At 71.5% G+C, this 18,719-nt stretch carries 18 protein-coding genes; 12 read left to right on the top strand and 6 right to left on the bottom strand.

Annotation, left to right across the window (positions count from 1 at the left end; all coding sequences use genetic code 11):
• Both LCN96_RS10670 and LCN96_RS10665 read right to left on the bottom strand, forming a co-directional pair.
• Entirely contained in the window at positions 1-2,592 is a 2,592-nt protein-coding gene (locus tag LCN96_RS10670) for an ABC transporter permease subunit (RefSeq protein WP_225272432.1), read from the bottom strand.
• 13 nt (positions 2,593-2,605) lie between these two features.
• A complete protein-coding gene (locus LCN96_RS10665) occupies positions 2,606-3,853 on the bottom strand; it encodes an ABC transporter substrate-binding protein (protein ID WP_225272431.1) in 1,248 nt (415 codons plus the stop codon).
• A gap of 175 nt (positions 3,854-4,028) precedes the next feature.
• On the opposite strand from LCN96_RS10665, the gene LCN96_RS10660 reads away from it, so the two are divergent.
• On the top strand, positions 4,029-5,117 hold the full coding sequence (locus LCN96_RS10660; protein WP_225272430.1) for an alcohol dehydrogenase catalytic domain-containing protein: 1,089 nt from the start codon (positions 4,029-4,031) through the stop codon (positions 5,115-5,117).
• Positions 5,118-5,482: 365 nt separating this feature from the next.
• On the opposite strand, the gene LCN96_RS10655 is transcribed toward LCN96_RS10660, so the two are convergent.
• Positions 5,483-6,013: a hypothetical protein gene (locus tag LCN96_RS10655; protein ID WP_225272429.1), complete on the bottom strand. Its 531-nt coding sequence runs from the start codon at positions 6,011-6,013 to the stop codon at positions 5,483-5,485.
• Positions 6,014-6,128: 115 nt separating this feature from the next.
• On the opposite strand from LCN96_RS10655, the gene LCN96_RS10650 reads away from it, so the two are divergent.
• The 6 genes from LCN96_RS10650 to LCN96_RS10625 all read left to right on the top strand — a co-directional run bounded on the left by LCN96_RS10650 (position 6,129) and on the right by LCN96_RS10625 (position 9,502).
• The gene (locus tag LCN96_RS10650; RefSeq protein ID WP_225272428.1) at positions 6,129-7,028 is read left to right on the top strand and encodes an LLM class flavin-dependent oxidoreductase; all 900 of its coding nucleotides are present in this window, start codon (positions 6,129-6,131) and stop codon (positions 7,026-7,028) included.
• A gap of 29 nt (positions 7,029-7,057) precedes the next feature.
• Positions 7,058-7,549: a cupin domain-containing protein gene (locus LCN96_RS10645; RefSeq protein WP_225272427.1), complete on the top strand. Its 492-nt coding sequence runs from the start codon at positions 7,058-7,060 to the stop codon at positions 7,547-7,549.
• Complete coding sequence (locus LCN96_RS10640) at positions 7,549-8,190, top strand: ArsR/SmtB family transcription factor (protein ID WP_225272426.1); 642 nt, start codon at positions 7,549-7,551, stop codon at positions 8,188-8,190. Before LCN96_RS10645 ends, LCN96_RS10640 begins: the two co-directional genes overlap by 1 nt.
• 48 nt (positions 8,191-8,238) lie before the next feature.
• The gene (locus LCN96_RS10635) at positions 8,239-8,628 is read left to right on the top strand and encodes a hypothetical protein (RefSeq protein WP_225272425.1); all 390 of its coding nucleotides are present in this window, start codon (positions 8,239-8,241) and stop codon (positions 8,626-8,628) included.
• 48 nt (positions 8,629-8,676) lie between these two features.
• Complete coding sequence (locus tag LCN96_RS10630) at positions 8,677-9,009, top strand: hypothetical protein (protein WP_225272424.1); 333 nt, start codon at positions 8,677-8,679, stop codon at positions 9,007-9,009.
• A 94-nt stretch (positions 9,010-9,103) separates the two neighbouring features.
• Positions 9,104-9,502, top strand: a complete 399-nt coding sequence (locus tag LCN96_RS10625; protein WP_225272423.1) for an effector-associated constant component EACC1 — start codon at positions 9,104-9,106, stop codon at positions 9,500-9,502.
• Positions 9,503-9,605: 103 nt separating this feature from the next.
• Here the strand turns inward: LCN96_RS10625 and LCN96_RS10620 are convergent, their stop codons facing one another.
• A complete protein-coding gene (locus LCN96_RS10620; RefSeq protein WP_225272422.1) occupies positions 9,606-11,831 on the bottom strand; it encodes an MMPL family transporter in 2,226 nt (741 codons plus the stop codon).
• A 99-nt stretch (positions 11,832-11,930) separates the two neighbouring features.
• On the opposite strand from LCN96_RS10620, the gene LCN96_RS10615 reads away from it, so the two are divergent.
• Entirely contained in the window at positions 11,931-12,458 is a 528-nt protein-coding gene (locus tag LCN96_RS10615) for a TetR/AcrR family transcriptional regulator (protein ID WP_225272421.1), read from the top strand.
• Positions 12,459-12,466: 8 nt separating this feature from the next.
• On the opposite strand, the gene LCN96_RS10610 is transcribed toward LCN96_RS10615, so the two are convergent.
• Both LCN96_RS10610 and LCN96_RS10605 read right to left on the bottom strand, forming a co-directional pair.
• Positions 12,467-13,174, bottom strand: a complete 708-nt coding sequence (locus LCN96_RS10610; protein ID WP_225272420.1) for an MBL fold metallo-hydrolase — start codon at positions 13,172-13,174, stop codon at positions 12,467-12,469.
• Positions 13,175-13,288: 114 nt separating this feature from the next.
• The gene (locus LCN96_RS10605; protein WP_225272419.1) at positions 13,289-14,386 is read right to left on the bottom strand and encodes an ROK family transcriptional regulator; all 1,098 of its coding nucleotides are present in this window, start codon (positions 14,384-14,386) and stop codon (positions 13,289-13,291) included.
• 102 nt (positions 14,387-14,488) lie between these two features.
• Here LCN96_RS10605 and LCN96_RS10600 point away from each other — a divergent pair, with 102 nt between their 5' ends.
• From LCN96_RS10600 to LCN96_RS10585, 4 genes are read left to right on the top strand one after another with little or no spacing between them, the layout of a single operon-like run.
• Complete coding sequence (locus tag LCN96_RS10600) at positions 14,489-15,721, top strand: Gfo/Idh/MocA family protein (RefSeq protein ID WP_225272418.1); 1,233 nt, start codon at positions 14,489-14,491, stop codon at positions 15,719-15,721.
• Positions 15,718-16,956 carry an ABC transporter substrate-binding protein gene (locus tag LCN96_RS10595; RefSeq protein WP_225272417.1) on the top strand — a complete coding sequence of 413 codons (1,239 nt, stop codon included), beginning with the start codon at positions 15,718-15,720 and terminating at the stop codon, positions 16,954-16,956. The genes LCN96_RS10600 and LCN96_RS10595 overlap by 4 nt, the downstream gene beginning before the upstream one ends.
• Positions 16,953-17,864, top strand: a complete 912-nt coding sequence (locus LCN96_RS10590; protein ID WP_225272416.1) for a carbohydrate ABC transporter permease — start codon at positions 16,953-16,955, stop codon at positions 17,862-17,864. The genes LCN96_RS10595 and LCN96_RS10590 overlap by 4 nt, the downstream gene beginning before the upstream one ends.
• On the top strand, positions 17,854-18,660 hold the full coding sequence (locus LCN96_RS10585; RefSeq protein WP_225272415.1) for a carbohydrate ABC transporter permease: 807 nt from the start codon (positions 17,854-17,856) through the stop codon (positions 18,658-18,660). The genes LCN96_RS10590 and LCN96_RS10585 overlap by 11 nt, the downstream gene beginning before the upstream one ends.
• Positions 18,661-18,719 lie beyond the last annotated feature (59 nt).

Genomic DNA, 18,719 nt, shown 5'->3' with positions numbered 1-18,719 from the left:
TCACCGCACCCCCAGGTAGGCGGCGGTCAGCCGCTCGCTGTCCACCTCGGCCCGCGGCCCCACCCAGGTGACCCGGCCCAGCCGCATGAACGCCACCCGGTCGGCGATCGCCAGCGCCTCGGTGGCCTTCTCCTCCACGAGCAGCAGCGCGACCCCGCGTTCGCGCAGCTCGGCGAAGACGTCGAAGACCTGCCGCACCACCATGGGCGCCAGCCCGAGCGACGGCTCGTCGGCGATCAGCACGCGCGGCGGGCGCACCAGCGCCGGGGCGAGCGTGAGGAGCTGCTGCTCGCCGCCGGACAGGGCGCCGGCGAGCACGGTACGGCGCTCCGCCAGGTGCGGCAGGCGCTCGTAGACGGGCTCGGGGTCGGGCAGCCAGGTGCGCAGGTTCTCCTCCACGGTGAGGCCGGGGAAGACGCCCCTGCCTTCCGGTGCGAGCAGGATGCCGGCTCGGGCCCTGCGGTGGGCGGGCCAGGCGGTGACGTCCACGCCGTCCAGCAGGATCCGGCCGGCGCTCACCGGCAGGTCCCCGGCCGCCGCCGCGCACGTGGTGGACTTGCCCGCGCCGTTCGCGCCGAGCAGCGCGACCACCTCGCCGGGATGGACGTGCAGGTCCACGCCGCGCAGCACGGTCACGTCGGCGTACCCGGCGACGACCCCCTCCATGGCGAACAGCGCCGGCTCGCGCGGCCCGGCCGGCGCCCGCGTCACCGGCGGGCTCGGGCGCCGGTGACGCAGCTCGGCGAGCTGGGTCAGCACCCCGTCCGGGTGCTTGGCCAGGATCATGCCGCCGAGCCCGAACAGGATGGCGCCGACGTGCGCGGAGACGTCCCAGGTGGACAGCAGCTCGGGGACGGCCACCGCGATGAGCCCGCCCAGCACGGCCCCGCCGACGCGCCGCACCCCCTGCAGCACCACCACGGCCAGCCACACGAACCCGGAGAACGCCGGCAGGTCGGTCGCCGTGATCGACCCCTTGGAGATCGCGAACAGCACCCCGCCGAGCCCGGCGACGGCCGACGCCAGCACGAACAGCGTGATCTTCGTCCGCGGCGCCGACAGCCCCGACGTGGTGGCCGCCGCCGGGGCCGACCGCACGGCCAGGATCGCCCGTCCGGACGCCGAGCGCTCCAGGTTCCGTACGAGCAGCGCCACCGCCCCGATCAGCAGGAGCAGCACCACCACCCGCACCCGCGCGTCGGAGGTGTCGGCGAAGCCGAACCCGAGCGCGGGGATCGACCACCCGATCGTCCCGTTGCTGAACGCGTCCACCTGGAACAGCACCTGATCGGCGAGCAGCGCCAGGGCCAGCGTGGCCAGCGTCAGCACCCGCCCGCCCAGCCGCAGCGCGGGCAGCGCCACCAGCATCCCCACCGCCGCGGCGGCCAGCACGCCGAGCAGGATCGCCACGAAGAACGGCAGCCCGGACGCGAAGGCCCACCCGCAGGTCAGCGCCGCCATGGCGGCGAAGGCGGCCTGCGCCAGGTTCACCATGCCGCCGATCCCGGTCACCACCACGAACGAGCAGAAGATCAACGCAAGCACGAGCCCTTGGGCCGCGACGCCCACGTAGTACGGCGGCCCGGCGAACGCGAACACCACCAGCGCCGCCACCCCGGCGGCCCACGGCAGCCTGCGCCGCCACGGCGGCAGGCCGGCGAGGTGGTCGGGCGGCGGCACGTCCTCCGCCGCGCTGCCCGCCACCCGCTCGCGCGACCTGTTCAGCAGCACCAGCCCGGCGAACAGCAGGATCACCGGCACCGCCGTGCGCAGCCCCGTCACCTCTTCGAGGAAGTCGGTGTAGCCGGCGACCAGGTTCTGCACGACGCCGAGCGCCAGCCCGGCCGCGAACGTCCAGGGGATCGAGCGCAGCCGCCCGAACACCGCCGCCGTCGCCGAGGCGAACAGCAGCACCGTGTACGCGGTCGCGTCCAGCCCCAGCACCGACACGGCCAGCACCCCGGCCAGGCCCGCCAGCCCCGAGCCGAGCATCCAGGCCAGCGCCGAGGTGGCGTCCACGTCGATGCCGCGCAGCGTGGCCAGGCGCCGCCGGTCCACGGAGGCACGCATGCGCAGGCCGTACGGGGTGTGCCGGATGAACACCCACAGCCCGGCCGCCGCCACCGCCGAGAAGCCGAACGTGATGAGCTGGTCGCTGTCCAGCCGCACGCCGAGCACGTCGAACGCCTGCGCGGGGTGCGGCCCGACGCCGCGCGGCAACGCGGTGGCGTCCGCAGGGGGCAGCCCCGCCAGGTCCACGACCAGCAGGCCGAGGGCGGGCAGCGCGATCGTGAGCCCGATGGTGGCCACGATCTGCGCGGTCTCCCCCGCCTGGGCGAGCCCCCTGAACATGGCCTTGTGCAGGCCGTAGCCGAGCGCGGGGGCGAAGAGCACCACCGACACCAGCGCCGACAGCCACGCGGGCAGGCCGGCCTGGTTGAGCTGGTAGAACAGCAGGGCCGTCAGGAACCCGATGGCGCCGTGGGCGAAGTTGAACACGCCTGTGGCGGCGTACGAGAGGGTCAGGCCGGAGCCCATGATCGCGAAGACGGCCCCGGTGACCAGGCCGCTGAGCACGTAGTCCAGGATCATCTCAGCGGCACGCTCACTTCAGCGGCACGTTGTCGAAGCACTTCATGCTCTTGGCCACCTGGAAGGCGCCGCCCTCCAGCTTGACCAGGGCACCGCACCCGTTCGGCTCGTCGTGGTCCTTGGGGTACTCGATCCTGCCGAAGCCCGCGTTCTCGTACAGGTAGGAGCCGTTGCCCGTCTGCAGGAACTTCGCCCTGGTCAGGTCCTTGCCGGTCTTGTTCAGCATGTCGAGGAAGATGTCGGCGGCCCAGTAGCCGATGGCCAGGTGCTGGGTGAGCTGGGTGCCGGGGGCGACCTTCTCCACGTCCTGCTTGAGCTTGGCGATCTCGGGGGCGGTGGACTCGAACGGCTCGAACATGGGGGCCGCGATCACGCCGTCGAGGGCCTGGGCGCTGGCCGGGTCCTTGAGGATGGCGACGTCGTAGCTGGTGGCGTCGGTCAGTACGCCCCGGTAGCCGGCTCGCTTGAGTGCCGCGTACAGGCCGACGTTGAACTTCGTGCCCGCGATCACGGAGACGACCACGTCAGGGGGGCCGCCGCCGTCCGAGGTCATGATCTTGTTCACGTACGGCAGCCAGTCGGGCGGCGGGGCGGCGGCCGGCAGGCCGGAGTTCACCCCGGCCAGGTCGAACCCGGCGGCGGTGAACGACTGGGAGATGGTGGTGCCGCCGTACTTGCTGCCGCTGGAGTCGGAGGTCTGGACGTAGACGCTCTTGCCCTCGGAGCCGCCGAGCAGGTCGGCCATCTGCCTGCCCCACCACGTCTGCGACCCGGCCCCCGGCTTGGGCGCCAGGCAGCCGTTGTAGCCGAAGCCCGTCTTCGTCCCGCACCACTGCGGGCCCGTCGCCCAGCCGAACCACGGCACGCCCTGCTGCTCCAGGAACGCGGCGCCGCCGAAGTTGGGGGCGTGCACCGGGACGAGGGCGAACACCTGGTCCTTCTGCACGAGCTTCTTGGCCGCCGCGTCGCCCTTGGCCGCGTCCTGCCCGTCGTCCTCGGCGCCGAGGAACTCGATCTTCCTGCCGTGCACGCCGCCCTCGGCGTTGGCCCGCTCGAACCTGGCCTTCGCCCCGATCTCGGCGTCCTTGGTGGAGTAGCCGCTGGCGCTGGTCTTGGTCAGCACGCCGCCGACCCTGATCGTCGTGGCGGTGACGCCGGCTGTCGCGTCCTGCCCCGCTCGGCTTCCCTGTTGCTGCGCCGCGCATCCGGCGACGGCGGCCAGCACCCCGACCACGACCGCCGCCGACTTCCTCCGCACCATGACGGCCTCCCACCGTGTCGAGCGTTCAGCACTTCTTCGGCCTGGCACTTTGTCGGCCTAGCGCTCGCTTGGTTAGCGCGAGCGTAAGTTTCCGCACCATGGACGTCAACGGGGGTGATCGGATTTACCTACCAACCGCTTGTTTGTTACGGGCGGCCCGGCTAGCGTGAGTCGCATGCTGATGCGCGCCGCCGTGCTCACCGCATTCCACGCCCCCATGGAGCTGCGCGAGGTCGAGATCGCCGACCCGGGGCCGGGCGAGGTCCGCGTACAGATCAAGGCGTCGGGCGTGTGCGGCTCCGACCTCAAGGCCATCGACGGCAAGAGCCCCGTCGTCAGCAGGCTCCCCTACATCCTGGGCCACGAGAGCAGCGGCGTGGTGGAGTCGACCGGCGCCGGCGTCACCGCGGTGCAGCCAGGCGACCACGTCGTCATCGCCATGAACGGCCCCTGCGGCCGCTGCCGCCCCTGCACCGCCGGCCGCTCCCACCTCTGCGCGGGCCCCGCCCGCCTGCCCACCATCATGGGCGGCCTGCCCCGCATCACCCTGGACGGCGAGGAGGTGCGCCGCTTCATCGGCATCGGCTCGTTCGCCGAGTACGCCGTGGTCCCCGAGCCCATGTGCGTCAAAGTCGCCGCGTCCCTGCCCTTCGACGCCATGTGCCTCCTGGCGTGCGGCGTCATCACCGGCGTCGGCGCCGTCCTGAACGTCGCCCAGGTCCCGCCCGGCGCCACGGTCCTCGTGGTCGGCTGCGGCGGCGTCGGCCTCAACGTCATCCAGGGCGCGGTGCTGGCCGGCGCGACCACGATCATCGCCGCCGACGTGGCCGACCAGAAGCTCAAGCAGGCAGAACGCCTCGGCGCCACCCACACCCTGCCGGCCACGGACCTCCCCCGCCAGGTCGGCGAGCTGGTCAGGGGCGGCGTCGACTACGCCTTCGACGCCACCGGCGCCCCCGGCGTCCTGGCCCAGGCCTTCGCCGCCACCCAGCCGGGCGGCACCACGGTCATGGTCGGCAGCCCACCGGCGGGCCACCCGATGGAACTGGACACGGGCCTGCTGTTCGCCTCCCGCCGCCTGATGGGCACCCAGGGCGGCGACGCCAACCCCGGCCACGACCTCCCGATGCTCGCCGCCCAGTACGTACGCGGCCGCCTGGACCTCGACGCCCTGATCTCAGAACGCCTCCCCCTCGACCACCTCAACGAGGCCGTCGACCACGTCCGCCAAGGCACTGTCGCCCGCACGGTCATCACCTTCTAAAAGCGCGGTCCTCCCATTGAGGCGCTATCGCGCCTTTCGAGGGCTCGGGCCCTGCCTCCCAGGGGCTGCGCCCCTTCGACCCCCCCAACTGCAAGGGCCTCGCTGATCGCTCGGGCGTTCTTCCAAACCCCAGCCCGCCCCAATCCCAGTTACCGGCTTGCCCGTTGGGAGCCCACCCCAAAGAAGGGCCTCGCCTTCGGCTCGGGCTGTGTTCATCCGGCTTCGCGGCTTCGCCACGAAACCGGGGCGAGAGGGCTTTCCAGCCCCCTCGCGCTCCCCCGAGCCATCACCATGACAGACCACCCCGTCCACACCCTGAGGACACAGCACGCCAATCCCAGCGGACCCTCACTTCGAGAGCCTCTCTATCCCGCTCTGGTGAGCGTCACCATCACATAAGCATGCGCCCCGGTCACGGTGGCCTTCATTGCCTTGGCAATCTCAGCATGCTGCTCAGCAGGAAACGAGGCGAGCAGGCTCGGGAAGCCGGCGTCGAGGCGAACGTCGGCCGACTCGGCCGACCTCATATCCAGGTGATTCAGCCCTGCGTCAGTCACCACCCATCCGCGCTCTCGCAGCCGATCGCGCACGACATCCAGCGCCTCGGCGAAGTCGCTTCTCCCGACGTCGGAGATCATCGTCTCGATGACCATGGTGGTGTTCTCGTATGACAGCTCCTGCGTGGTGCGGGCGACGACCACGCCGAGGGCGCTCACCTCCCGGACCGCGGCCGGGTCCACTTCCGACCGGGTGTGAAAGAGCTGAACCTCGCACCCGAGAGAGCTCATGAGCGCACACGTCACGACGGCGGTTCGCACTGCCCTCCAGAACCGCGTCGCACGATGATCGATCCGCATGACCAGCACCACCACCGCCACCTTGCCGACAGAGCGCACCGGGACAGTCGATCACATCCGCCACGGCACGACGGCCCGTACGGTCATCACATCTTGACCTCGGGCAGGCGCGCGAAACTGGACGCGCCACCGGAGCCGGGTTATCCGGTGGTGCATGACAGAAATCACGGCCGCCCGCTTCGCCGTCTCCCTCCCCCAGCAGATCGCCGACGGCACGTTCGAGCCCGCCGCGTTCCGCGCCTACCTGCGGCGCGCAGAAGAACTCGGCTTCCACAGCGCCTGGGCCCGCGAGGGCACGCTCAACCCCGTCCCCACGCTCGGCCCGATCGAGGTCATGACGTACGCCGCCGCCTGCACCGAACGCCTGCGTCTCGGCTGTGCGGTCTTCGTCAGCGTCGTGCACAACCCGCTGCTCCTGGCCAAGAGCCTCAGCACCCTCGACCAGCTCAGCCGGGGGCGCCTGGAGGTGGGTTTCGGACTGGGCTCCAGGAGCCTGCTCGGGCCCTTCGGGGTGTCGCCCGAGGGGTTCGTGACGCGCTTCACCGAGGGCATCGAGCTGATGAAGGCGTGCTGGAGCGAGCCGAAGGTGGCCTTCCACGGGCGGTTCTTCCAGGTGGAGGCGGCCATGGAGCCGAAGGCGTACCAGAAGCCGTATCCGCCGGTCTGGATGGGCGGGCACCAGCCCGCAGCGATCAGGCGGGCGGTGCGGCACGGTGACGGGTTCGTGGGTGCGGGAGGGGCGACCACGGCGGCGTTCGCCGAGCAGGTGCGGGCGCTCAGGGGCGAGCTGGAGCAGGCCGGGCGCGACCCGGCGGGGTTCCGGGTGGCCAAGCGCGTCTACGTCTCGGTGGGTGAACGGGGCAGGATCGAGGGGTCACTGGCTCGCATGTACGGCAACGCGGACATGGCGGTCAGCGGGCCGCCTGACGCGTGTGCGCAGGGGCTGAGCGAGGTGCTGCGGGCGGGGGCGGAGCTGGTGCCGCTGGATGCGATGTCCGACGAGACGGAGCAGCTCGAACGGCTGGCGGGGGAGGTGCTCCCCCTACTATTCTAAGGTTCTTTAGAAGAGTAGAGGAGTTTGCCATGTCCTACCCCGAGCCGCGCTACTTCGCCGAACAGGGCGAGCACAGCGGCACCTACGCCTTCGCCGACCGTGCCCCCGACCTCACGATCGGCACCAACACCCAGGTCCACTACCTGGCCACCGGCGGCTCCACGAACGGCGCGTACGGACTCTACCGCTGGGAGATGGGCCCCAAGCCGGGCGGGCCCGGCGCCCACTTCCACCGCACCATGACCGAGTCGTTCTACGTCCTGTCCGGCACCATCCGGCTCTTCAACGGTGACAAGTGGGCGGAGGGCAAGCCGGGCGACTTCCTGTTCGTGCCCGAGGGCGGTGTGCACGCCTTCCGCAACGAATCGGGCGAGCCGGCCACGATGCTCATCCTGTTCACCCCGGGCGCTCCGAGGGAGTCGTACTTCGAGGAGCTGGCCGCGATCGTCGAGAGCGGCCGGCAGCTCAGCCCCGAGGAGTGGACCGACGTGTACCTGCGCCACGACCAGTACATGGTCTGATGTTCGCGGAGGAGCCGATCTACGCGCAGCTCGCGCGCCTCGGCAAGGCGCTGGCCAGCCCGGTGCGGCTGCGGCTGCTGGACGTGCTCGACCAGCGGGAGCGGACGGTGGAGGAGCTGGCGCAGGCGGCCGGGGTCCCGCTCAAGAACACCTCGGCCCAGCTGCAGCACCTCCGCGCCGCGCAGCTGGTGGCCAGCAGGCGGGACGGCACGCGGGTGTACTACCGGCTGGCCGATGAGCGGGTTTCGCGTTTCCTCGGGGAGTTCGAGGCTTTCGCGGAGGGACGGCTGGCCGGGCTGCGCGAGGCCGTGCGGGCCCGGCTGGGCACTCTGGATGGGGTGACCGTCGAGGAGCTGGCCGCGCGGCTGGACGATCCCGGCACGATCGTCGTGGACGTGCGGGCGGCGGCCGAGTACGCCGCCGGGCACGTGCCGGGGGCGGTCTCGGTGCCGATGGCGGAGCTGCGGGACCGGCTGGGAGAGCTGCCCGCCGGGGCGGAGATCGTGGCGTACTGCGGGGGGCCGTACTGCGTGGTCGCGCCCGAGGCGGTGCGGTTGCTGCGCGAGCACGGGTACGAGGCCCGTCCGCTGGACGGGGGCTTCCTCGGATGGCGACGCGACGGAAAACCATTGGCACGGTGAGTGACCGACCCCTTACCGTGAGCGATGGAACTCATGGAAGGAGGCGCGGTGCACATCAGACGAGCCACCACGGCCGGCCTGCTCACGCTCCTGGCGGCGAGCAGCCTGGCCCCCGCCACAGCCACAGCCACAGCCACGGCCACGGCCACGGCCACGGCCACGGCCATGCAAGCGCAGACACAGGCGCAGACACAGGCGCAGGCCAGGCGTCTGTACGACTTCGGCGCGCAAGGCGTGATCATCTGGAGTGAGCCCCGGGCCGGGTCCGGCCGTAACGGGCTCGGTTACGCGGGGCAGGGGTTCGAGTCGGACCGGTCGGAGGAGCACGGGCTCTACCGCTGCGACCACTTCGAGAGCACCCTGTGGCACCACGGCACGAACGCGACCACCGGCATCGTCGGCTGGGTCCCCGCCTGCAACCTCGCCGACCCCGACTGAGACAGGCACCGCCGCGACCGGCGCAGCCACCCGCAGACCGATGGAGGCATGCCGTTGATCCGCCTCGTTCCCGCCACAGCCGCCGCCGTCCTCGCCCTGATGGGCCTGGGCTCGCCACCGACCTACGCGACCACCGCCAGCAGCACGCTCCCCCCGATCCTCCAGCCCACCTACACCTGTGACTCCGTACGCGGAGATCCCGGCCGCACCGTGCTGTTCGGCAACTGCACGGCCTCGCTGGGCGCCGTGACGAACGGCGACTTCTCCGGTGAGGCGGTCGGCGTCGCCCGCCAGACCCCGCTACGGATCAAGTGCACCGGCGGCGGCACGGCCGACGCCCCCGGGGAGGTCGCCCTCCAGGACTGCACCCGGATCGACTGACGCGCCGCACCGCCGCAGGCTCTCCCGGGGTCGTGCCCCGGGAGAGGGTGGCGCGGTACATTCCGGTTGACGGACTCCAGGAACGGGGGCGCTCGTGACCGTCCAGCTGCGGATCGACGGCGACAATCCCGGGGACGAGCTGCGCGACCTCTACGCCTGGCTGGGCGAGGAGCCCGAGCTGCGCGGCAGGGTCAGGATCGTCGAGGCCCCGCCCGAGCCCGGAGCCCTCGGCACCGCCCCCGACGTGCTGAACCTGCTGCTCGGCGCCGGCGGCGGGCTCGCCACCGCCGCCACGGTGCTGGTGGCCTGGCTGGGCACCCGGCGCGGCGAGGTGAGCGTCAAGGTCACGCTGGGCGAGCGGTCGGTGGAGGTGACCGCGAAGGGCGTCAAGGCAGCGGACGCCGCCGGCGCCGGAGACCTGGCCGCGCAGCTGATCCGCATGCTGGAACCAACCCCGGCCGACCAGCCTGACGAAACCACCGGACCAGCCTGACGAGACCACCGGACCAGCCTGACGAGACCACCGGACGACCGTGACGAAACGACCGGACGATCCTGACGAAACGGCCGGGTGAGCGGCCGTTACACCCCGGCCGTTACACCCCGGCCGTGACCGGCTCCCGGCGCTCCACCTCCACCGGCTCGTCCTCCTCGTGCCCCTCCACCGACAGGTTCGGCAGGATCCGGTCGAGCCACCGCGGGCACCACCAGTTGAGCCGTCCCAGCAGCACCATCGTGGCCGGCACCAGGAACCCGCGGATGATGGTGGCGTCCACCGCGATCGCCACTGCCAGCCCCACCCCGAACGTCTTCACCATGGCGTCCGGATAGGCGATGAACGCCACGAACACCGCCACCATGATCAGCGCGGCCGACGTGATGACCCGCCCGGTGGACCCCAGCCCCTCGGCCACCGCCCTGGCGTTGTTCCCGTGCCGCAGGTACGACTGCCGCACCGCCGTCAGCAGGAACACCTCGTAGTCCATCGACAGCCCGAACAGCACCGCGAACAACATCAGCGGCACGTAGCTCTCGATGGGCACCGAGAAGAAGATCGTCTGCAGGTAGGAGGAGTTGACCGGCGGGTCCATGCCCACCAGCCCGCTGCCGAGCCCGATCGAGAACACCATGGCCAGCGCCCCGAACGCGGCCCCCAGCGACACCAGGTTCATCACCGCCGCCTTGACGGCGACGATCGGCGCCCGGAAGGCGAGCAGCAGGAGCAGCGCGCTGAGCAGGACGACGACGCCGATGACCAGCGGGGTGCGCTCGTTCATGCGGTCGCCTGCGTCGGTCAGGCCGGCGACCTTGCCGCCGACGTGCACGTCCACCCCGGGCAGGGAGATGGCGCGGACGTCCCTGACGACCTGGGCGGAGCGTTCGTCGCTGGGCGCGTACTCGGGGATGGCCTGGATGAGCACCGAGCGGCCGGAGGTGTTGACCTTGGGGTCGGCGACGAACTTGACGCCGTCCACGTCCTCCACCTCGCGGGTGAGGTCCTGCACGAGCGGGTCGTCGGCGTCGCTCACCTTGGTGGGCAGCTCGGCGACCACGATGAGCGGGCCGTTGAAGCCGGGGCCGAAGCCGGTGGCCATCAGCTCGTACGCACGCCGCGGCTCGGAGCCCTGCGTCCCGTAGCCCTCGTCGAGCGGGCCGAGCTGCAGCGCCAGGGCGGGGGCGGCGAGCGCGCCGAGCACGACGACGCTGCCGAGGAGCACCCGCCAGGGGCGGCGCGCCACCCAGGCGCCGAGCCCCGCCCAGCCGGTGCCGGCGGCGTGGGAGCCGCCGGCGCCGCGCAGCAGCGGGACCTTGAGCGAGTTGATGCGGTGGCCGAGCAGCCCGAGCAGGGCCGGGACGAGCGTGACCGAGGTGAGCACGGCGGCCACGACCGAGATGCCGGTGACCCAGCCGAGCGTGGCCAGCAGCGGGAACCCGGCCAGCAGCAGCGCGCTCAACGCGATGATCACGGTGCCGCCCGCGAACACGACCGCGCCGCCCGAGCTGGCCACGGTGCGGCGGACGGACTCCACCACCGGCACCCCTTCGGCGAGCAGGCGGCGGTGGCGCGACAGCAGGAACAGCGCGTAGTCGATGCCGACGCCGAGGCCGATCATCGTGGCCATGATGCCGGCCTGCTTGGGCATGTCCACGACCCAGCCGAGCAGGCCGATGATGCCCAGGCCGGAGGCGACGCTGATCAGGGCGGCGAAGATGGGCACGGTGGCGGCGACGAGCGTGCCGAACGCGAACACCAGCACCAGCAGCGCGCAGACGATGCCGATGATCTCGCTCGGCCCCGTCTTGATCTCCTTGTCGGCCGGGGTCGAGCTGTCGGCGGGCACCACTTCGAGGCCGGCCTCCCGGGCCGGTTCCGCGGCCTTGGACAGCTCCTGGGTGGTCTGCGCGATCTTGTCGCTGTCGTTGCCCTCCATGCGGACGGTGATCAGGCCGATCTGCAGGTTGGAGGAGATGCCGCCGGCGCGGAACGGGGTCTCGACCTTGGTGACGTGCGGCATCGCGCGCAGCCGGTCCATGGCGCGCTCCACGGCCTGCTTGCGCTCGTCCTCGATGAGCGGGCCGTCGGCGGAGTAGAGGAGGAGCTGCACGGTGCCGCCGGCGGCGTAGCCGGTGCCGAAGCCGGTCTTCATCAGGTCGTGGGCACGCTGGGCGTCGGTGCCGGGGATGCTGGCGTCGCTGTTCGTGGGGCTGGGGAAGGCGAGGCTGCCGCCCATCAGGGCCGCGGCGGCGATCATCCAGGTGACCAGCACGATCCAACCGTGCCGCGCGCACCAGCCGCCCAGCCGTCCCAGTAACCGCGTCATCGCTCAGCTCCCACTCGACGCCCGTCCTGTACGGTCGTACAGGACCTACGATAAAACGGGAGATGTCCGGAAGGCTCGCTCCCGCAGGGAAATGAGACGATGACCACATCATCCGACGACACCCGCACCCGAATTCTGGCGGCTGCCAGGGAGTTGTTCGCCGAGCGTGGCTACGCGGCCACGTCCCTGTCCGACATCGCCGCGGCCGTCGGGCTGACCAAGACAGCGGTCGCCTACCACTTCCATCCGAAGGACCGGCTGGCGCTGGAGCTGCTGTCGCCGGTGGCGGGTGACATGCTGGCGCTGCTCGACGCGCCGTACGCGGACCGCGGTGCGTTCGTGGAGGCGCTGGTGGAGTTCGCGGTGCGCTACCGGTCGGTGATCCGGCTGTTCATGGAGGACCTGGCGGCGGACGACGCCACGGCCGCGCCCGGCTCCGAACGCGACCAGATCAGGACGTTCAAGGACACGATCTACGCCAAGCTCGTGGGCGACGACCCCAGCCCCGAGATCAGGCTCAAGAGCTGGGCGCTGCTGGGCGCGTTGCAGTGGGGGGCGGTCAACACGATGGACCTGCCGGAGGAGCAGGTCCGCGACGTGCTGCTGGAGACCGCCCGCGGTTTCTGAGAGCGGCTCTAGCCCTTCCTGACCGCCTCGCTCACCTGGTCCGGCGAGATACGCCAGGGAGCGCCGTGGCCGGGCAGCACCCAGGATGCCGACAGCCCGGCGAGCCGGTCCAGGGAGGCCAGGGCCGTGGCCGGTTCGTCGGTGAAGGGTGCGGGCTGCGGGCCGGTACGCCCGGTGAGGACGTGCCGCGTGGTCAGGGCGTCGCCGACGAAGACCGCGTCGGCCACCGGGACGTGCACCGCGACGCTGCCCGGCGAGTGCCCCGGCATGCTCACGATCACCGGGCTGCCCGGCAGGTCCAGGACGTCGCCGTCGGCGATCTCGGTGACCTCGCTGACGTAGCGGGTGCGCAGGCCGTTCTTGCGCAGCGAGTAGCCGAAGAAGCCGAGCGTCGGGCCGAGACGCATGGGACCCGTGGCGACCTTGGGCTTCTCTCCCGTCCGGGTACGAACGGCGTCACCGGCATGCACGAACACCGGAACGCCGTGCTCGCTGCGCAGGCGTTCGGCGAAGCCGATGTGATCGGAGTCGCCGTGGGTCAGCACCAGCCCGCGGATGTCATCGACGGATTTGCCCAGCGAGCGGAGCTCGTCCTGCAGATCCCGCCAGTGGCCGGGCAGTCCCGCGTCGATGAGGGTGATGCCCTCGTCGGTGTCGACCAGGTAGCACGCCACGATGTCGTTTCCGAGGCGGTGCAGGTGAGGGGCGAGTTTCACGAATTCTCCCACGATGACTGATATCAGCGGTCCTTATTGTGGGGCAGGTGCCGCGGCAGCAGCAGACCGGCCCACCTTCAGCCCTCAGGTCCCCGCGGCCCCGGCAGGAGCGCCTCAGAGCCCCAGGATCTCCCGCTCGACGTGGTCGAGCGCGAGGCGGACCGCGCCGATCGCCACCCCCTCGTCCCCGAACGTGGAGGCCACCACCTCCGGCGCGCTCACGCACAGCTCGGCCAGGTGCCGGCGCAGCGGTTCGAGCAGCACGTCGCCGGCGCGCGCGTAGCCGCCGCCGAGCACCAGCAGGTCGGGGTCGATGGCCAGGGCCAGGGCGGAGGCACCGATGGCGAGGTTCTCGGCGTAGCGGTCCACCCGGCGCACGGCGTCGCGGTCGCCGCGCAGCGCCGCCTCGAACACCTCCGCCGCCGAGGCGTCCTTGACCAGCTCGCGGGCGGCGTCCTCCCAGCCGACCTGCCGCAGCGTGCCGATCTCGCCGGCCGCGCCGGTGCGGCCCGGGTGCAGCCGGCCGCCGATCAGGATGCCGGCGCCGGCGCGGTGGCCGATCAGCACGTACACGACGTCGGAGGCGTGCTGGGCGCTGCCGCGCCAGTGCTCGGCGAGGGCGGCCAGGTTCGCGTCGTTGGCGGCCAGCGCGGTGCCGCCGAACCAGCGGCCGGCCAGCCCCGCCAGGTCCACGCCCGTCCAGCCGGGCAGGGTGATCGACAGGGACACGCGGCCTGTCCTGTCCACGATGCCGGAGGTGCCCGCCGCCACCGTCCAGATCCGCCTGCGGGCCACGCCGGCGCCGTCCACGCAGGCCAGCGCCGTACGCTCGGCGGCCTCCAGCCGCTCGTGGGCAGCGGCGTCGCCGGAGACCTCGGCCCGCTCCCAGGCGATCACCTCGCCGTTGAGGTCGGCCAGCGCGGCCACGATGGAGTCGCCGCCGACCTCCACGCCCACCACGTAGCCGGCGTCCGCCCGGAACCCGAACCGCCGCGCGGGCCGCCCCATCACGCCCTCGTCGGGCGGCACCTCCCGGACGTAGCCGCGCTCGCCCAGCTCGTCGAGCACCGCCTCGACCGTCTGCCTGGACAGCCCGGTGACCCGCCCGAGCTGGGTCAGCGTGGCCACGCCCGCCCGGCGCAGCGCTCTGAGCGTGACCTGGGTGTTCACCTTGCGCAGCAGCGACGCGTCACCCGGCCGGAGCTCGGTCACTTATGAGACCCTTTCCCATAACTTCCCTATTGACGGCTACCAGCCCGGATCCTAGCATCGGCCGACATACGTGAATTGGTTACATATGTGGGAGGCGCTCGTATGGTGACACTCGCCGTCGTCGGGGCGGGGTCGCGGGGGACCTCCTATGCCCGCCACGCGACCGCGACCGGCAGGGCCCGGGTGGTCGCGGTGGCCGATCCGCTGGCCGGCCGCCGTGACAGGTTCCCCGGCGCGGTGCCGTACGCGGACTGGCGGGAGCTGGCGGCGCTGCCCCGGCAGGCGGACGCGGTGGTCATCGCCACGCAGGACCGCGACCACGTCGAGCCCGCGGTGCGCTTCGCCGAGCTGGGCTACGACATCCTGCTGGAGAAGCCGATGGCGGTCTCCGAGGACGACTGCCGGGCCATCGTGACGGCGGCCGAGCGCTCGGGGGCGGTGTTCGCGGTGTGCCACGTGCTGCGCTACACCCCCTACACGCGGGCGCTGAAGGCGCTGCTCGACGAGGGGCGGATCGGCGAGATCGTCAGCGTCCAGCACCTGGAGCCGGTCGGGTGGTGGCACCAGGCCCACTCCTACGTGCGGGGGAACTGGCGGCGGGCCGACGAGTCCACGTTCATGCTGCTGGCCAAGTCCTGCCACGACCTCGACTGGCTGGTGCACCTCACGGGCAAGCAGGTCACGCGGGTCTCCTCGTTCGGCGGGCTGCACCACTTCCGGCCGGAGAACCGGCCGGAGGGCGCCGCGGACCGCTGCCTGGACTGCTCCGTCGAGCCGTCCTGCCCGTACTCGGCCAAGCGCATCTACCTGCCGCTCGCCGGCGACCACTCCTGGCCGCTGTCCGTGCTCACGGACGACGTCTCGGAGGAGGGGGTGCTGGCGGCGCTCAGGACCGGCCCGTACGGCAGGTGCGTCTACGCCTGCGACAACGACGTGGTCGACCACCAGGTCGTGAACCTGGAGTTCGAGGGCGGCACGACCGCGTCGTTCACCATGACCGGGTTCACGCCCGCGCAGCACCGGCAGACCCGCATCTTCGGCACCCGCGGCTCCATCGAGGGCGACGGCGAGCACCTGACCGTCCACGACTTCGTCACCGGCCGCTCCTCCGTCGTCGACACCCGCCCGAGCGGGGACGGCACGGCCAGGGGCGGGCACGGGGGCGGTGACGAAGCGCTGGTGGAGGCGTTCCTGACGGCGGTCGCCACGCGGGACCGCACCCCGATCCTCTCCTCGCCTGCGCAGAGCCTGCACAGCCACCTCATCGCCTGGGCCGCGGAGCGGTCACGGCTGACCGGCGAGACCGTACCCCTGAAAGAAGGAACCCCCCGATGAAAGCCATGCACGTCACCGCCGCCGCGCTGGCGCTCGGCGCGGGCCTGGTCGCCTGCGGATCCTCCACCCCCGAGGCGCCCGCGCAGACCCGCGGGCCGATCACGTTCCTCGGCGGCAAGTTCGAGGCCGAGTCCGTGCAGAAGATCGTCGACGCCTGGAACGCCGCCCACCCGCAGGAGAAGGTCAGCGTCGTCCTGCTGCCGGAGAGCGCCGACGAGCAGCGCCGCAAGCTCATCCAGAACGCGCAGACCAAGTCCGACGCCGGGGACGTCATCCTCATCGACGCCGTGTGGACCAGCGAGTTCGCCGCGAACCGGTGGGTGGACGAGCTCAAGCTGGACACCACCGGCTTCCTGCCCACCACCATCGAGACGGCGAAATATCGCGACAAGCTGTATGCGATGCCGATGTTCACCGGCACCGGCCTGCTCTACTACCGCACCGACCTGGTCAAGCAGCCGCCCAAGACCTGGGCCGAGATGAAGCGGATCTGCGAGGAGGTGCTGCCGAAGCAGAAGGACATGAGCTGCTACGGCGGCCAGTTCGACAAGTACGAGGGCCTGACCGTGAACTTCGCCGAGGCCGTCGCCTCGGCCGGCGGCGAGCTGCTCGACGCCTCCGGGCAGCCGCAGCTCACCAGCGACGCCGCCAAGCAGGCCGCGCGGTTCCTGGCGGACGGGTTCAAGAGCGGGATGATCCCGAAGGAGGCGATCACGTACAAGGAGGAAGAGGGACGGGTCGCCTTCCAGGAGGGCAAGCTGCTCTTCTACCGCAACTGGGCCTACGGCTACGAGGCGGCGCAGAAGACCGACGGCTCCAGCAAGGTGAACGGCAAGTTCGACGTCGCCCCGATCCCCGGCCTCGACGGGCCGGGCGCGGGCACGCTCGGCGGCAACAACCTGGCCGTCTCCGCCTTCTCCAAGCACAAGCAGACGGCGCAGGACTTCGTCGCCTTCATGACCAGCGAGGCGCAGATCAAGGCGTTCGCGCAGACCAGCTCGATGCCGGTGCCGCGGGCCGCGGTCTACGAGGATCCCGCGATGATCGAGAAGTACCCGTACCTGCCCGCGTTGAAGGAGGGCATCCTCGCCGCCGAGCCGCGCCCCAAGGCCGTCAAGTACGGTGACGTGACCGCCGCCATCCAGGAGTCCGCGTACGCCATCGTCACCGGCGCCAAGCCGGTCGAGCAGGGCCTGTCGGAGCTCCAGGCCGCGCTCGGGCCACTGCTCAAGTGACGCCCCGATCGTCGCGGTGGGCGGCGGCCGCCCTGCTGTCGCCCACCCTGCTCGTGCTCGCCCTGGTGGTCTTCTACCCGCTGGTCGCGGCCATGCGGGAGTCGTTCTACGAGAGCGGGCAGCGGCTGGACGCCGACGGGTTCGTGGTGGAGGGCGAGTGGTTCGCCGGGCTCGCGAACTACGCGGGCGTGGTGCAGCAGCGCTTCCTGAACGCCGCGTTCAACACGACGCTCTTCACCGTGGTGACGGTGTCCCTGGAGGTCGTGCTGGGCGTGGCGATGGCGCTGGTCATGCGGCGCGCGTTCAGGGGGCGGGCGCTGCTGCGGGCCAGCATCCTCATCCCCTGGGCGGTGCCGACCGCCGTGGCGGGGCTGATGTGGAAGTGGATCTTCCAGGCGGACGGGGTGGCGAACGCGCTGCTCGGCACCGAGATCCTGTGGACGGCCGACGGCCCCTGGGCCAAGCTCGCGGTCATCGTCGCGGACACGTGGAAGACGGCGCCGTTCGTCGGGCTGCTCGTGCTGGCCGGGCTGCAGATCATCCCCGCCGAGGTGTACGAGGCGGCGAAGGTGGACGGGGCCACGCCGTGGCAGACGTTCTGGCGGGTCACGCTGCCGCTGGTCAAGCCCGCCCTGCTGGTCGCCGTGCTGTTCAGGCTGATGGACGCGTTGCGGATCTTCGATCTGCCGTACGTGCTGGTGGGGCCGCGCAAGCAGTCCGTGGAGACGCTGTCCGGGCTGATCTGGGACGAGGCCACCCGGGTGCACTACGGGCCCGCGTCGGCCTACGGGACGGCGTTGTTCTGCTACATCGCGGTGATCGCGTTCGTGTTCGTGAAGCTGCTCGGGGCGGACCTGCTCAGTGACGTACGGGCGCGCCGGCGTGAGGGGAGCGCCCGTGTGGGCTAGGGCCGGGATGATCGGCATCGCGCTGTACTGCCTGGTGCCGTTCTACTGGATGGTGGTGTCGAGCTTCCGCCGCACCGCCGACATCCACGACAAGTCGCCGCTGCCCGCGCCGTGGTCCCTGGAGTCGTACGAGGCGGTGTTCGCCGCCGACCTGGGCTTCGGGCAGTCGCTCCTCAACAGCCTCATCGTCGCGGGCGTCACCACGGCGGTGACGCTGCTGGTGGGCACCCTGGCGGCCTACGCGCTGGCCCGGCTGGACTTCCGGGGCAAGAACGTCGTGCTGGCCCTGGTGATCGCCGTGTCGATGTTCCCCGGGGCGCTGCTCATCGTGCCGCTGCTGGAGCTGTTCACGGCGATCGGGTGGATCAACACCTACCAGGCGATGATCGTGCCGTCGATGTCGTTCGCGCTGCCGCTGACCATCTGGAACCTGACGGCGTTCTTCCGGCAGCTCCCGTACGACCTGGAGCAGGCCGCCATGATCGACGGCTGCACGGCGTTCGCCGCGTTCCGCCGCGTCCTGCTGCCGCTGGCGGCGCCGGGCATCTTCACCACGGCGATCCTGGCGTTCATCGCGACCTGGAACGAGTTCATCATCGCGGTCACCATGATCAACGATCAAGCCCGGCAGCCGGCCACCGTGCGGATCGCCCAGTTCACGGGGGCGGCCAAGTTCGACACGCCCTTCGGGACGCAGATGGCCGCCGGGGTGCTGGTCACCCTTCCCCTGGTGCTGCTGGTGCTGTTCTTCCAGCGCCGGATCGTGGCGGGGCTGACGGCGGGGGCGCTGAAGTAGCCGCATCCGCTCAAGTGGCCCCCTCGGCGGCTCCGTACCCGGAATACTGATATGCCGGA

The sequence above is a fragment of the Nonomuraea gerenzanensis genome, from assembly GCF_020215645.1.
GTDB classification, from domain to species: Bacteria; Actinomycetota; Actinomycetes; order Streptosporangiales; family Streptosporangiaceae; genus Nonomuraea; species Nonomuraea gerenzanensis.
The sequence above is the reverse complement of the archived record's forward strand: the minus strand, read 5'-3'. Positions and strand labels throughout refer to the sequence as shown.

Coding starts and splice junctions, on each gene's coding strand:
- LCN96_RS10670 (WP_225272432.1), bottom strand. CDS start 2,592: ATGATCCTGGACTACGTGCTCAGCGGCCTGGTCACCGGGGCCGTCTTC.
- LCN96_RS10665 (WP_225272431.1), bottom strand. CDS start 3,853: ATGGTGCGGAGGAAGTCGGCGGCGGTCGTGGTCGGGGTGCTGGCCGCC.
- LCN96_RS10660 (WP_225272430.1), top strand. CDS start 4,029: ATGCTGATGCGCGCCGCCGTGCTCACCGCATTCCACGCCCCCATGGAG.
- LCN96_RS10650 (WP_225272428.1), top strand. CDS start 6,129: ATGACAGAAATCACGGCCGCCCGCTTCGCCGTCTCCCTCCCCCAGCAG.
- LCN96_RS10645 (WP_225272427.1), top strand. CDS start 7,058: ATGTCCTACCCCGAGCCGCGCTACTTCGCCGAACAGGGCGAGCACAGC.
- LCN96_RS10640 (WP_225272426.1), top strand. CDS start 7,549: ATGTTCGCGGAGGAGCCGATCTACGCGCAGCTCGCGCGCCTCGGCAAG.
- LCN96_RS10630 (WP_225272424.1), top strand. CDS start 8,677: ATGCCGTTGATCCGCCTCGTTCCCGCCACAGCCGCCGCCGTCCTCGCC.
- LCN96_RS10620 (WP_225272422.1), bottom strand. CDS start 11,831: ATGACGCGGTTACTGGGACGGCTGGGCGGCTGGTGCGCGCGGCACGGT.
- LCN96_RS10615 (WP_225272421.1), top strand. CDS start 11,931: ATGACCACATCATCCGACGACACCCGCACCCGAATTCTGGCGGCTGCC.
- LCN96_RS10600 (WP_225272418.1), top strand. CDS start 14,489: ATGGTGACACTCGCCGTCGTCGGGGCGGGGTCGCGGGGGACCTCCTAT.
- LCN96_RS10595 (WP_225272417.1), top strand. CDS start 15,718: ATGAAAGCCATGCACGTCACCGCCGCCGCGCTGGCGCTCGGCGCGGGC.